Raw genomic sequence first — 14,017 nt, 5'->3', positions numbered from 1 at the left:
TCCATGCGCCCGCGCCGCTTCCTGCCCTCGCTGAACCTCCTGCTGGCCTTTGACGCGGTGATCCGGCACGGATCGGTCACGGCGGCGGCCGACGATTTGTCTCTGACCCAAAGCGCGGTCAGCCGCCTGGTGCAGGCGCTGGAGGAGCAACTGGGCTGCACGCTGTTCCTGCGGGAACGCAAGCGGCTGGTCCCCACCGCGGCGGCGCTGGCCTATCAGCGCGACGTGACGCGGGCGCTGGACCTGATCCGCAATGCCTCGATGAACGTGGTGACGAACCCCGAGGGCGGGACCCTCTCCCTGGCGGCGGCGCCGACGGTCGGAACGCGCTGGCTGGCACCGCGCCTGGCGCAGTTCCTGACCAAGCATCCGGGCATTTCGGTCAACCTGTCGACGCGCATCCAGCGGTTCGACTTCGATGCCGAAATCTTCGACGCGGTGATCTTTTACGGCGCGCCGGACTGGGCGCATGCGCAGCATCTGGAGCTGTTCCCGGAACGCCTCACCGCCTGTGCCGCTCCCGATTTTCTGCGCCGCCACCCGATCAAGGGTCCGCAGGATCTGAATGGGCTGCCGCTGATGCACCTGGAGACGCGGGTCCAGGCTTGGGACGACTGGTTCCGGGGGCAGGGGGCCGAGCCGCGGCCCGTGGGCGGGATGCGGATGGATACCTTCTCGATGATGGTGCAGGCGGCGATTTCCGGGATCGGGGTGGCGCTGCTGCCGGATTACCTGGCGCGGATCGAGATCGCCGAGGGGAGGCTTTGCCCGATCCTTGCGCCGGCGGTGCCCGCGGGGGGCAGCTACTGGCTGGCCTGGCCCGAGACAAAGCACGGCTATGGCCCGATCGTGGCCTTTCGCCAGTGGCTGGCGCAGGCCGCGGGGCAGGATGCGCCCTAACGCCGCCGCGGGGTGCGAAAGGCGGCGGGGGTGCTGCCCGACCACTTCAGGAAGGCGCGGTGAAAGGCGCTGGGTTCGGCATAGCCCAAGCGGGCGGCGATCTCGGCCACGGGGGCCTCGCCGGCGGTCAGCAGGCGGCGGGCCTCGGCCTGGCGCATCTCGTCGCGCAGGGCGGAAAAGCTCTGGCCTTCGGACCGCAGGCGGCGGCGCAGGGTGGCGGGCGACAGCGCCAGGTCATGGGCCAGCCGGTCAAAGTGGGGCCAGTCGCCGGGGGGCAGCGCGCGCAGCCGGGCGCGGATGCGCGTCGACAGGTCCTGGTCGTGGCGATAGCGCAGCAGGATGTTGGCCGGCGCGCCGCGCAGGAAACCCTGCAGGGCCGCCTCGCTGCGGATCGGCGCCAGCGCCAGATAGGCGGTCGAGAAGCCCAGGCAGGTCTCGGGCTGGTCAAAGCGGACGGGCGCACCGAAGAACTGGCCATAGTCGCTCCGGTTGTCCGGGGCCGGGCAGGCAAAATCGACCTGCATCAGCGGGATGCGCCGCCCGACCAGCCAGCACATCACCCCCATCAGGATCAGCCAGTAGGTCCGATAGGCAAAGGCCGGGCGCGGCCCGTCACGATCGGTCAGCACGATCTGCGCGCACCCGTCCTGCTGGCGCAGCCGGCCCACCGGGTCGTCCAGCACGACCGTCAGGAACAACAGCGCCCGGCGCAGCGCGCGGTCCAGCGTCCGCGCATGCAGCACCGCCTGGCACAGCAGCTGAAAGCTGCCGGGCCGCATGGGGCGGGCGCCGAGGCCAAAGAACTCATCCCCCAGGGCCTGGCTGATCGCCAGCCACAGCCGCCCGTATTGCAGGTTCGTCACGGCCGTGCCGGGATCGGCGATGCCCGCCGCGCGCAGCGCCGCCGCCGGGTCGATCCCGGCGCGGCCCAGCGCGGCCAGCGCATCCCCTACGAACCCGGCCGAGATCTGCCGCTCCATCCTGCCGCCCCTGTTGCAAAACCGATCAGCAATTCTGGTCGCGAATGTCATTGCATGCAATGCCCGGGCGCTTACCCTGCCGCCCGAGGCCCCTGCCGACGCGGGGCGAGGGGGAACGGGACATGCAGATCCAGGACAGGACATTCGTCATCACCGGCGGCGGCTCGGGCCTGGGCGCCGCCGTCGCGCGCATGGCCGTAGGCGCAGGCGCACGCGCGCTGCTGCTGGATGTGAACGAGGGCGCCGGCCGCGCCATGGCCGAGGAACTGGGCCCCCACGCCCGCTTTCTGCGCACCGACGTCACCGTTGCGGCCGACGGAGAGGCCGCGATGGCCGAGGCCCTGCGGACCTTTGGCCGCGTGGATGTGGCGGTCAGTTGCGCAGGCGTCGCACCGGGCGAAAAGATCGTCGGGCGCGAGGGGCCGCATGGCTTGGACAGCTTTTCCCGCGCTATCCAGATCAACCTGGTCGGCACCTTCAACATCCTGCGACTGGCGGCCGATGCCATGTCGCGCAACCCGGCGGGCGACAACGGAGAACGTGGCGTGATCGTCAACACCGCCTCAATCGCGGCCTTTGACGGGCAGATCGGGCAGGCGGCCTATGCGGCCTCCAAGGGCGGCGTGGCGGCGCTGACGCTGCCCGCCGCGCGCGAACTGGCGCGCCACGGCATCCGGGTCATGACCATCGCGCCGGGCATCTTTGCCACGCCGATGATGGCCGGCCTGCCGCAGGAGGTGCAGGACAGCCTGGGCGGCACCGTGCCCTTCCCCTCGCGCCTTGGGGCGCCCGAGGAATATGCGGCCCTTGTCCGCCACATCGTCGAGAACCAGATGCTGAACGGCGAGACCATCCGCCTGGACGGCGCCCTGCGCATGGCGCCGAAGTGAGGAGATCACCAATGACCGCAGATCCAATCGTCATCGTCGGCGCCGCCCGCACGCCCATGGGCGGATTTCAGGGCGACCTGGCGGGCGCGGATGCCGCGACCCTGGGCGCCACCGCCATCGGCGCCGCATTGGCCGGGCTGGACCCGGCCGAGGTGCAGGAGGTCATCATGGGCTGCGTCCTGCCCGCAGGCCAGGGGCAGGCGCCCGCCCGCCAGGCCGCGCTGAAGGCGGGCCTGCCGCTGTCGGCGGGTGCCACCACCATCAACAAGATGTGCGGGTCGGGGATGAAGGCCGCGATGCTGGGCCATGACCTGATCCTGGCGGGGTCGGCCGACATCGTCATGGCCGGCGGGATGGAGAGCATGTCAAACGCCCCCTATCTGCTGCCCAAGGCGCGCGGCGGCTATCGGATGGGACATGGGCAGGTCATGGACCACATGTTCCTGGACGGGCTGGAGGATGCCTATGACAAGGGCCGCCTGATGGGCACCTTTGCCGAGGATTGCGCCGGCGCCTATCAGTTCACGCGGCAGGAACAGGATGATTACGCCATCGCCTCGCTGACGCGTGCGCAGAAGGCCATCGCGGCGGGGCATTTCACCGGAGAGATCGCGCCCGTGACGGTCAAGGGGCGCGCCGGCGACAGCACGGTCGCCGTGGACGAACAGCCGGGCAAGGCACGGCCCGACAAGATCCCGTCGCTGCGGCCGGCCTTCCGCGAAGGCGGGACCGTGACGGCGGCCAACAGCTCCTCGATCTCGGACGGGGCGGCGGCGTTGCTCATGATGCGCGCCTCCGAGGCCGAGCGTCGGGGTCTGACGCCGCGGGCGCGGATCATCGGCCATGCCACCCATGCCGACCGTCCCGACCTGTTCCCGACCGCCCCCATCGGCGCGGTGCGCAAGCTGCTGGACCGGACGGGGACAACCACCGGCGACTATGACCTCTTCGAGGTGAACGAGGCCTTTGCCGTCGTTGCCATGGCCGCGATGCGCGACCTGGGGCTGTCGCATGACGCCGTCAACATCCATGGCGGCGCCTGCGCGCTGGGCCACCCCATCGGCGCCTCGGGGGCGCGGGTCCTGGTGACGCTGCTGGCGGCGCTGGAAACGCATGGCCAGCGCCGGGGCATCGCCACGCTGTGCATCGGCGGGGGAGAGGCCACCGCCATGGCCATCGAACGGCTGCACTGAGGCGGCGGGGCCCGTCACGGCCCCTCAGGCCGCGCCCAAGGACAGCCCGCCGTCGATGGTTTCGCGCGTGCCCAGCAGCGACCGGGGCGACAGCACCATGCCCACGTCGCCCCCCGACAGCAGCGCCACGCCCGTCACGTTGCGCAGCCGCGACATCAACCCGCGCAGCGGCCGCAGCAGGACCAGCTGCTGGCCCACCAGGTCGTCGACCGGGATGGCGATGCTGGTCCCGTCATGGCCCAGGATCACGTGGACCTTGGACATGCGCTGCCCGTCCTCGTCCATCTCGGCGGGCGCCGTCGCGCCAAGCGAGCGGATGGCGATGACCTCGTCCTTGCTCAGCCGCAGCCAGCGCTGGCCGCCGCCGACCGAAACGTCGATCAGCGCCGTCGGGTCGGGCTGCAGGATCGTGCGGATCGCCTCGACCGGCAGCACATAGCGGGTGCCGCCCGCGCCAACCACCATGCCCTCCAGCACGATCAGGTTCATCGGCAGGTTCAGGTGATGGCGCTGGCCGCCCCCCGGCAGCGGCACCGTCCGCAGGCTGCCGCCGGCGCGGGTCAGTTCGGTTTCGGCGGTTTCCATCCGTGTGCGATCCGACTGCGCGCCGCCGTCATCCTCCAGCGCGACCAGCAGCTGGTCGTCGCTGCGCCGGACGGTCAGGTGCAGCCGCCTGGGGGCCTGGTCGGGCGCGGCAATCCGCGCCATCACCAGCGGGCGCAGCACCCGCTTCAGCGTGTCCAGCAGCGCGATGTCCAGCGCCATGCCTTCGCCCGAGGTGGTCAGATGCGCCTCGTGGCCGTTCAGGCGGGATTCCGTCGCGACCATCGCCGCCATCGGACGCAGCAGCGATTCGATGGGACGCGAGCGCAGCTCGGCCGTGGTCTGCTGCAGTTCCGCCATCTGTCCCAGCAGCTGCGTCTCCAGCTGCGCCAGGTCGCGCAGCCGGGTCATCATCTCCTCGGCCACGCCGCGCAGGGCGGCGGCGGCCTCGCGCGGGTCGCCCCGGTGATGGCGCAGGACCGCGTTGATCGTCTCGGGCAGGTCGCTGTCGGCCAGTTCGCTGATGATGCCGTGGATCATCGCCTGTCCGGCGGCGATTTCGCCGATCCTTTCCAGCGTTCCCGCCGACAGATCGACGCCCGAGGACACCTGCGACCATTGTTCGCGCTCGCCCTCGGCGGGCTCGGCGCCTGTGGCGGGGTCCTCCACCGTCAGGTGGCGGATCAGCTCCAGCCGCCGTCCGCCGGGGTCCAGCCGCGCCAGCGTTTCCGACAGCGCCAGCTGGTCCAGCGCGGTGGCGATCAGGAAGTCGAACAGCGTCTCCTGGCCCCGGAACAGGGTGACGTTGGTGATGGCCTGGATGGTGCCCGCGCCGATCAGCCCGAACAGCGCCTCGGCCAGGTCGTTGTCGCTGTTCACGTCCGCGCGCAGGATGTGGAAGCTCAGGCCCGCCTTCAGCGCCTCGGCGGCCGCGCGGGTGCTTTCGGGCGACAGGACGCGGTGGAATTCGGTGGGCAGGCCCAGCTTGCGTTCGATCGCGGCGGCAGTCATCACGCCCGCGCCGCTGAAACCGGCTTCCGAGGCTTCGGCGAACAGCTGCTCCAGCCGGTCGGTGTCGGGCTTTTCCCCCGCGCGCAGGGCGTCGAAGACCAGTTCCAGCGTGTCGATGAAGCCGCGCGCGATCCGCATCAGGATCGCATCGGGCGCCTGGCCGCAGGCATGGCCGCGTTCGAACAGGTCCAGCAGCGACATGGCCAGCTGCGACGCCGTTTCCAGCCGATAGTGGCGGCAGGCGTGGTGGACCAGGCGCACCAGCCGCCCCAAAGCCTGGTGATCCTCGTCCGTGTCCCGGTCGCCCGGCTGGCGCATGCGCTCCAGCGTGGCGTCCAGTTCGTCCAGCGTGTCGAAGATGTGGTCGGCGGCCCAGTTGGCCAGCAGGGCGGCGGGGCTCAGGCCCGCGCCCAGGCCCTCATCGCCATAGACCGCCTCGACCAGGGCCAGTTCCTCAAAAAGGCGCAGTTCGGCCCGGCGGTAATCCGCGGCGGTCTTGGCGATGACCAGCGGATGGGCCGCGGCCGAGACGCGCACGAAGCCCTCGCCATCGGCGGTGCCCGCGACGGTCAGGACTGCGGTCTGCAGCGTCTCGGGGTCGGGCCGCTCTCCGGTGGTGAAATCGATGCCCAGCTTGCCGATGATGGCCAGCGGCTCCTTCAGGCGGGCAAAGAACCCGTCTGACGCCTCGGGAATAACCGGGGCGCGAGCGGGCTCCTGCGCCGAGGACAGCCGGACCAGCGTCTCGATCAGTTGCGACAGCGACGCCGTGTCCAGCGCCGTGGAACCCGCCCGCAACACGTCGCACCAGTCCTGCAGCCCCAGGTGGTTGGCCGCATGGTCGAGGTTGTCGCATTGCACCCGGGCCGCCGCCATGTCGCCCGAGGCCAGGCAGGCGCGCATTTTTTCGATGGCCTCGGACGCCATGCCGTCGAAGATGCTGCGATAGCCCGGATCATCGGCCAGGCGCGATCCGCCTGCGGGTTCGGGTGCCGCAGCCTGCGGCACGGCCTGGGCCGCAGCCTCGCTCGGCGCCTCCTCCTCCGACTGCGGCTCCTCTGCCGGGGACGCGGGCTGATCCTCGGGCATGTCCGGGGCGGCATCCGACAGCTGGGCCATCAGGTCGGCCACGTCCAGGGCCGGCAGGGCCGGTGGCGGATCGACGGCTTCAGGCGCCGGCTCGGCGTCGCCGCCCGGTGCGCAGCGCGCGATCTTGTCCTTCAGACGGCGGACCAGATCCTCGGTCGCCTCGGGATCGACATCGGCGCGGGTCGAGGCGACCATGTCCAGCATGTCGCGCAGACGGTCGCTGGTCTCGATCAGCAGGTCCAGGATCTCATCGTCCAGCGGAACGCCGTCGTCGCGCACCAGACCGATCAGGTCCTCCGCCAGATGGGCGCGGCTTTCGACGACCCCCAGCCCCAGCACCCGCGAATTGCCCTTGAAGGTGTGCACGCCGCGAAACAGGGCGGCGACATGGCCGGCCGCCTGGTCGGGATCCCCATCCTGCAGCGCAAGCAGGGCGGATTCCATCGCGTCAATCGCCTGGGCGCCGTCATCGGCGAAAAGCACCCAGATCTCGTCCATCTCATCGTTCATCGCACACCCTCATCCTTGCTGCCCTCGCGGCCCCGTGCGGCGGCCCGTCAGGCCGCCATCACAGCCCGCATCGTATGGGCCAGTTCGCCACCGGTCTTTTCCTCGAGGTCGTGGGACACGGTGCCCGAGGGCTTGGCGACCACCCCGTCCGCGCCCAGTTCGCGGGCCTTGGCGGCATGCGGCGACCCGGCCACCGCGACCGAGGACAGCATGCAGATCTTGGCGCGGGTCTTCAGCTTGGCGTGGCGCAGGAATTCCAGCCCGTCCATCACCGGCATCTCGATGTCCAGCAGGATCAGGTCGACCTCGGCGCCGCTGGCCAGCTTGTCCAGGGCCTCCTGACCGTTCGCCGCCTGCGCGACGACCTTGAAGTCGGGAAGACCCTTGATGAAGCTGGAGATGTAGAGCCGCATCATCGCGGCATCATCAACGATCATCACTTTATGGGGCATTTGGGGTTCTCCGTATGGGGGACCGGCGGCGGTGGCCGCCGGCAGGGATGTCAGAAGCCGGCAAAGCCGCGCTCGTCGCGGTCGGCATTGCCCTTGGCCGCGCCGTTCATGTGGCCGTTCATGGCGTGGCGCGGTGCCTCGCCGGCCGTGCTGGCGGCGATCATGTGGCGCAGCTGGGCGATCAGCTCGGGCGGCAGGCCGTCCAGGCTGACGCCGCTGTCGCGCGCCTCCTGCACCGCGCGCAGCGAAAAGCGCTCGAAGTCCTTGCGCATCGCCTCGGAGGCGGACTGCATCTCGGCGGCGCTGGCGGCCAGTTCGTCCGCCTGCTGGCTGGTCGCCAGGGCCGACTTGGCGATCTCGCCGATGGCGCCGTTGATCTGGGCCACGCCGCGCGACTGCTCGTCGCTGGACACGGCGATGTCGCCGACCAGCGTCTGGACCTGGGTGATGTCGCCCGCGATCCGGGTAAAGGCACCCCGCGCCTCGTCGGCGATGCGCACGCCCGCCTTGACGCGGGTGGCCGCATCCTCGATCAGGTCCGAGGTCTCGCGCGCGGCCTTGGCCGAACGTCCGGCCAGGTTGCGGACCTCCTGCGCCACGACCGCAAAGCCGCGGCCGTGCTGACCTGCGCGGGCGGCCTCGACGGCGGCGTTCAGGGCCAGCAGGTTGGTCTGGAAGGCGATCTCGTCGATGACCTTGATGATCTTGGCGATGTCCTGGGACGAGGCGCGGATCCCTTCCATCGCCTGGACCATCTCGGCGATCTTGTTGGTGCCTTCGGCGGCGACGCCCGCGGTGCCCGCGACCAGCTGCGAGGCGCTGTCGGCGGCGGCCGCGTTGGCCTTGACCTGGATGTTCGTCTGTTCCGCCGAGGCCGAGACCTCGTCCACCGACGACGACTGGATCTGCGAGTTCGTGGCCAGCGACTGGCTGGACTGGGACATCTGCTCGACGGTGATGGCCACCTGCTTGATCTGCTTGCTGGCCGAGGTGATCGTGCCGTTCAGCGACAGCAGCGCGCGTTCCATCGTGTCGGCGATCTTGCGATAGTCGCCGGTGAAGTTCGTGGTGTTCACCTGGACCGTCAGGTCGCCCTTCTCCAGCCCCACGCAAAAGCGCTCGACCTCGGCCGCGATGTCGCGCAGGACCGCGCGGACCGCCTCGACGGCGTCGTTGATGAAGAACCGCTCGCCCGAGAACCTCTCCAGCGGCGCATCGAAGTTGCCCTTGGCGAATTCGGACACGCAGGCCAGGATCTTTTTCTTGGTCTCGATATGCCGGGCGACCATGTCGTTCGTGCCCTCCGCGACGATGCGCATGTCCTCGTCAAAGCCGTCCAACGGAATGTAGTGGCTGATGATGCCATCGGCATGCTTTTCCGCCATGAGCCGGGTTTCGTTCATCAGCAGTTCGACCTGGGTTTCCCGCGCCTTGACGGCCGTCCGATCTTCCAGCTCGACCATCAGGCAGCGCACATCCCCATTGGCCTCGAAGATGGGTGTGACGGTGAAGTCGATCGTCTTGCCGCCGGCCGCCAGACTTGCGTGATGCGGTGCCGCCATGCCGTCCAGGATGCGGCGCTGATGGTCGGGGTTCTTGTGGAACACGTCGATGCAGCTGCCCACCAGAGTGCTGACAGCAAAGTTCGGCAGGTCGCGCCGCAGTTCCGTTTCCATGCCCGCGAACATCTTCTGTGCGGCACTGTTCGCGAACTGGATGAGATAGTCTCTGTCCGCGATGACGATTGGAGTCGCCAGGACATTCAGGGCATCCAACATACCGGTGGTGTCCCAAGGGTGAGCGTCTTTGGTAGTCATCGGTTTTTTCCTTTCGGTCTGCGGGCGCGTGCCTGTCAGGCTGCTTGCGGGAGGGGGCGGGGTATCGGCGGTCGGATCCGGGACCGCCTCGGGGGCGGCTTGCGGCCAAGAGGTGTCGGGGGCGGGGGTGGCCTCAGCCGGGGCCTCGGCCTCTGGTGCGGGCGCCGCGGCGGGGTCGACCCAGTCCAGCGGATCGCGGGCCATGACCCGGCGCGCGGGGCGGCGGGTCGATGCGGGTTTGTCCTTGTCGGTCATGCTGCGTTCCTTCCGGGGACCGGCGTGCCTGCCGGGGCCAGGCCTTTTGCCAGGTGTTCGTAATCCGTGCAGCCGTTGCTGCCGGGGGCATGGGCAAAGATGGTCCGGCCAAAGCCGGGGGCCTCGGCGATCCGGACAGAACTGCGGACCGTCTGCGCCATCACCAGTTCAGGGCCAAAGCGTTCGGTCAGCCGCGCCTGGACATCCTGGTGCAGCCCGAGCCGCGCGTTGAAGCGGCAGAGCAGGAACCGGATGCGGCTGCGCGGCACGCCGATCTCGTCGAAACGGGCCAGCAGGCGGCTGGCGCCCGACAGGCCCAGAAAGTCCGGCTCCAGCGGGCACAGGACCAGCTCCGCCCAATGGCTGACCGCCTCGATCTGCGCGGACCATCCCGGCGCGCTGTCCAGCAGCGTCCACCGGCCGGGCACGTCCTGGGCCGGCAGGACCATGTGTTCGGGCAGCAGGGCCGCGCCGGGGATCAGGCTCAGGCCGGGTTCCTCGGCGACGGGCCGGGGCGCACCCGCGCGGCCCGACAGCCAGTCCGCGACGTTCCAGGCTCCGGCGGGCGTGCCCGCCCCCAGCATCGCGGTCAGGTGCATCTGCGGGTCCAGATCCGCCAGAAGGACCGCACGGGCCCGACCGGCCCGCAGCAGCGCGGCGCCCAGATTGGCGGCCGTCGTGGTCTTGCCGACCCCGCCTTTCTGGTTGTGGATCAGAAGGCGCATCAGGCGGCCCCGTGGTCGCGCAGCAGCGCCAGGTCGTCGTCCGACACCAGCACCGGCGGGTCCAGCAGGACCGCCACCCTTTCGCCCACGCGGCCGATGCCCATGATGATCGACCGCCCGCCGCCCCGGCCGCTGTGGGCATGGCGGTCGATCTGGTCGGGGGCGATCTCGCGGACCTCGCGGACGCGGTCGACGATCAGGCCGACGGGGGCCTCCTCGACCTCCATCACGATGATGACGGTGCGTTCGTCATGCGGGCGTTCGGGCATGCCGAAGCGCAGTCGCACGTCCATCAGCGGGATGACCTTGCCGCGCAGGTTGATGACGCCCTTCAGATAGACCGGCATGTCGGGGATCGGCATGATCCGCTGCATGCCCACGATCTCGGTCACGCCCGCGATGCCGACGCCGTATTCCTCGTCGTCCAGCTCGAAGGTCAGGTACATGTTGGCGATAGTGTCGGTTTCCAGGTCGTCGATCAGCCGGGGATCTGTGGCGCCGGATGCAGTGGTCTGGGGGATCATCGGACAACTCCTTGATGCGGGGTGTGGCGGCTGGTGCCGCGAATGGCGGGTCGCGTGGCCGCAAGCAGCGCCTCGCTGATGGCCTCCAGCGGAAGCACGGCGGATGCCGCGCCCAGGTCGACCGCGGCGGCGGGCATGCCCCAGACGACCGAGGTCGCCTCGTCCTGGGCGATGGTCGTGCCGCCGGCCTTGCGGATCTCCAGCAGCCCTTCGGCGCCGTCCTTGCCCATCCCGGTCAGCAGCGCGGCCACGACCGAGCCGCCGGCCGCGCGCGCGACCGAGCGGAACATCACGTCGACCGAGGGGCGCGAAAAGCAGACCGGCTCTCCCTCGGCCAGAGAGACGTGCCAGTTCGGCGCACGGCCGTTGACGGTCAGGTGCGTCCTGCCGCCGGGCGCCAGCAGCGCCAGCCCGCTGGTCACCGCATCGCCGTCGCGGGCCTCGCGCACGGTGATGGCGCAGGCGTCGTTCAGGCGCCGGGCAAAGGCAGAGGTAAAGCCTTCCGGCATGTGCTGCACGATCACGATCCCCGGTGCATCCGCCGGAAGGGGCTGCAAGATCTGGGCCAGCGCCTGCACGCCGCCGGTCGAGGCGCCGATGGCGATGATCCGGCCGGTGCCGGTCGCGGGCCGCGGGGCCGTAGGCCGCGCCCGGTCGGGCAGGGGCGTCGCGGGTCGGGCATGGGCGGCGGCGCGGACGCGCTGGCAGATCTCGGCCATGATGGCGGGCAGGCCCTCGCCGACCCCGATCGAGGGTTTGGCGATGATGTCGACCGCCCCGGCCTCCAGCGCCGCCAGCGTCACGGCCGCGCCGCGCTGCGTGGTGCTGGAGATGATGACGGTGGGCAGCGGATGCGTGGGCATCAGCTCGCGCAGGAAGCTGACGCCGTCCAGGCGGGGCATCTCGATGTCCAGGGTCATCACGTCGGGGCGCAGCGCGCCGATCATCTCGCGGGCCTGTTCGGCGCTGGCGGCGGCGCCCACGACCTGGATCAGCGGGTCGGTGGACAGGCCGATCGCCAGAACCTTGCGGATCACCGCCGAGTCGTCGACGATCAGGACGCGCACCGCCCTGTCCGAGGCACAGGGCCGTCTCATGCGCCCGCTCCGGTCCGGCGGTTGATCCCGCTGGTGACATAGGTCCAGCGCGGGGACATGTCGCGCATCGTCTCGGTGACGCTGGTGAACAGGATGCCGTCCGGTTCGGTCACGTCGGCGATGGCCTCGATCACGTCGATCTGGTCCTTCATCGCAAAGTAGTACAGCACGTTGCGGCAGAAGACGGCCTGGAAGGGCTTGCGGAACGGATAGGGATAGCTTTTCAGGTTCATCCGCCGGAAGGTGCAGGCGGCGCGGATCTCGGGCGTGACCTGGAACTGCTCGATGCCGACGGGACGCAGATAGCGGCTGCGGATGTGGTCGGGCGTCTGTTCCAGGTGGCGGGCGGGAAAGATGCCGGCCTCGGCGCGCTCGATCACCGGGCCGCTGATGTCGGTGCCCAGGATCTGGGTGCGCGCCAGCGCCTCCATGCCAAGCGTCTCGGCGATCAGGATCGCCAGCGTATAGACCTCGTCCCCGGTGGAACAGGCGGCGCTCCACAGCCGGATCTCGCGGCGGTTCTTGAGGACCGGCAGGACGTTGCTGCGGAAATGCTCCAGAACATCCGTCTCGCGGAAGAAATAGGTATGGTTGGTCGAGGCGGCGTGGATCACCGCCATCTGGACCTCGTGGTTGTTGGCCGTGGTCACCTCGGCGGCCAGCTGCGACAGCGCCGCCAGGTGGAAGGCCCGCTGGACGCGGGACAGGCGCTGCTGCAGCAGGTCCCGCTTGTGTTCGGGATAGTGGATGGCGCAGCGCTGCTCCAGCCAGCCGCGGATCGTCTCGTATCCGGCGCGTTCGAGGGATGTCTCGATGTTCATCAGCGCCCGCCCCCCGCGACCAGGCGTTCGCAATCCAGCACCATCGCGACCTCGCCCGTGCCCAGGATGGCGCAGCCATAGCTGGCGCGGACCCTGGTCATGCGGCCCGACAGCGGCTTGAGGACGACCTGTTGGCGGTCCAGGATCTCGTCCACCGGCACCGCCAGGCGGCCGTTCTGTGTATTGAAGACGACGACGACCTGTGCCGTGCCGGTGTCGCCCTCGTCCTGGGGCACGAAGCTGTCAAAGAAGTTCTCCAGCCGGCAGATCGGGATGCTGTCGCCGCGCAGGCGCAGCAGCTCGGCCCCGCCATCGGCCGAAATGCGGGGCATCTCCTCGGGGCGGGGGCGGGTGATCTCGGACACCACGTCGATGGGCACCGCGAACAGCTGCGACCGGCGGCGCAGGATGATGCAGTCCAGAAAGGCCAGCGACACGGGGATGTGCAGCGCCACCCGGGTGCCCTGGCCGGCAAGGCTTTCCACCCCGATGCGGCCGCGCAGGGCGGTCATGGTGGTGTTCAGCACGTCCATGCCGACGCCGCGCCCCGACAGGTTCGACACGTTCTCGGCGGTCGAGAAGCCGGGCTCGAAGATGACCTTCCAGAGGGCGCCGGGCTCTGGCTCCTCGTCGGGGCCGAACAGGCCCCGCTCGCGCGCCTTGCGCAGGATGCGGTCGCGGTCCAGGCCGCGGCCGTCATCCTCGACGACGATGCGGACCTCGCTGCCGACCTGGGCGGCCGACAGCAGGATGCGGCCCGCATCGGCCTTGCCCGTCCTCTGGCGCTCCTCGACCGGCTCCAGCCCGTGGTCGGCGGCGTTGCGCAGGACATGCAGCAGCGGGTCGTACAGCCGGTCGGCCACCAGCTTGTCGATCTGCGTCTCGCCGCCCTCGATGACCAGGTCGATCTTCTTGCCAGTCTGGCGCTCCAGCTCGCGGATCATCCGGCGCAGGCGCTTGAAGACCTCGTCGATCTGCAGCAGGCGCATGCTGGTGGCGGCGTCCTGGACCTCGCGCACGATCATCATCAGCCGGTGGACGGCGGTCTCGAAATGCGACAGCTCCAGGCCTTCCAGGTCAGGCGACCGGACCGTCTCGGCCACCGACAGGGACAGTTCCGCCACCAGGTCCATCAGCTTGCCGATGCGCTCCGAGGGAACGCGCATCAGGCCGCCGTCCTGGGCCGCGTCTGGTGCCGCGACGCTCATGT

At 70.0% G+C, this 14,017-nt stretch carries 12 protein-coding genes; 3 read left to right on the top strand and 9 right to left on the bottom strand.

Annotated features, from left to right (window positions below; all coding sequences use genetic code 11):
- Positions 1-3: 3 nt before the first annotated feature.
- Positions 4-900, top strand: coding sequence for a LysR family transcriptional regulator (locus ACNR9W_RS11175; RefSeq protein ID WP_419267233.1), 897 nt, complete (start codon positions 4-6; stop codon positions 898-900).
- Here the strand turns inward: ACNR9W_RS11175 and ACNR9W_RS11170 are convergent.
- Entirely contained in the window at positions 897-1,880 is a 984-nt protein-coding gene (locus tag ACNR9W_RS11170) for an AraC family transcriptional regulator (RefSeq protein ID WP_419267234.1), read from the bottom strand. The two genes, ACNR9W_RS11175 and ACNR9W_RS11170, sit on opposite strands and share 4 nt — an antisense overlap.
- 122 nt (positions 1,881-2,002) lie before the next feature.
- Here ACNR9W_RS11170 and ACNR9W_RS11165 point away from each other — a divergent pair, with 122 nt between their 5' ends.
- Positions 2,003-2,770 carry a 3-hydroxyacyl-CoA dehydrogenase gene (locus tag ACNR9W_RS11165; protein WP_419267235.1) on the top strand — a complete coding sequence of 256 codons (768 nt, stop codon included), beginning with the start codon at positions 2,003-2,005 and terminating at the stop codon, positions 2,768-2,770.
- A gap of 11 nt (positions 2,771-2,781) precedes the next feature.
- Positions 2,782-3,963: an acetyl-CoA C-acyltransferase gene (locus ACNR9W_RS11160; protein ID WP_419267236.1), complete on the top strand. Its 1,182-nt coding sequence runs from the start codon at positions 2,782-2,784 to the stop codon at positions 3,961-3,963.
- Between the two features lie 24 nt (positions 3,964-3,987).
- On the opposite strand, the gene ACNR9W_RS11155 is transcribed toward ACNR9W_RS11160, so the two are convergent.
- The 8 genes from ACNR9W_RS11155 to ACNR9W_RS11120 are packed head-to-tail and all read right to left on the bottom strand — an operon-like array spanning position 3,988 to position 14,015.
- A complete protein-coding gene (locus ACNR9W_RS11155; RefSeq protein WP_419267237.1) occupies positions 3,988-7,116 on the bottom strand; it encodes an Hpt domain-containing protein in 3,129 nt (1,042 codons plus the stop codon).
- Between the two features lie 47 nt (positions 7,117-7,163).
- A complete protein-coding gene (locus tag ACNR9W_RS11150; protein ID WP_111299227.1) occupies positions 7,164-7,568 on the bottom strand; it encodes a response regulator in 405 nt (134 codons plus the stop codon).
- A 50-nt stretch (positions 7,569-7,618) separates the two neighbouring features.
- Positions 7,619-9,640, bottom strand: a complete 2,022-nt coding sequence (locus ACNR9W_RS11145; RefSeq protein WP_419267238.1) for a methyl-accepting chemotaxis protein — start codon at positions 9,638-9,640, stop codon at positions 7,619-7,621.
- Complete coding sequence (locus tag ACNR9W_RS11140; RefSeq protein WP_419267239.1) at positions 9,637-10,365, bottom strand: ParA family protein; 729 nt, start codon at positions 10,363-10,365, stop codon at positions 9,637-9,639. The genes ACNR9W_RS11145 and ACNR9W_RS11140 overlap by 4 nt, the downstream gene beginning before the upstream one ends.
- Complete coding sequence (locus ACNR9W_RS11135) at positions 10,365-10,889, bottom strand: chemotaxis protein CheW (protein ID WP_419267240.1); 525 nt, start codon at positions 10,887-10,889, stop codon at positions 10,365-10,367. The genes ACNR9W_RS11140 and ACNR9W_RS11135 overlap by 1 nt, the downstream gene beginning before the upstream one ends.
- Positions 10,886-11,986 (bottom strand): protein-glutamate methylesterase/protein-glutamine glutaminase, encoded by a 1,101-nt coding sequence (locus ACNR9W_RS11130; RefSeq protein ID WP_419267242.1) that lies wholly within the window; start codon positions 11,984-11,986, stop codon positions 10,886-10,888. Before ACNR9W_RS11130 ends, ACNR9W_RS11135 begins: the two co-directional genes overlap by 4 nt.
- Positions 11,983-12,807: a CheR family methyltransferase gene (locus tag ACNR9W_RS11125; RefSeq protein ID WP_419267243.1), complete on the bottom strand. Its 825-nt coding sequence runs from the start codon at positions 12,805-12,807 to the stop codon at positions 11,983-11,985. Before ACNR9W_RS11125 ends, ACNR9W_RS11130 begins: the two co-directional genes overlap by 4 nt.
- Entirely contained in the window at positions 12,807-14,015 is a 1,209-nt protein-coding gene (locus ACNR9W_RS11120; RefSeq protein WP_419267244.1) for a chemotaxis protein CheA, read from the bottom strand. Before ACNR9W_RS11120 ends, ACNR9W_RS11125 begins: the two co-directional genes overlap by 1 nt.
- Positions 14,016-14,017: the final 2 nt, after the last annotated feature.

The sequence above is a fragment of the Paracoccus sp. T5 genome, assembly GCF_048538155.2.
Lineage (GTDB): Bacteria > Pseudomonadota > Alphaproteobacteria > Rhodobacterales > Rhodobacteraceae > Paracoccus.
Note: the sequence above shows the minus strand (reverse complement) of the source record. Positions and strands in the feature narration are given on the sequence as shown.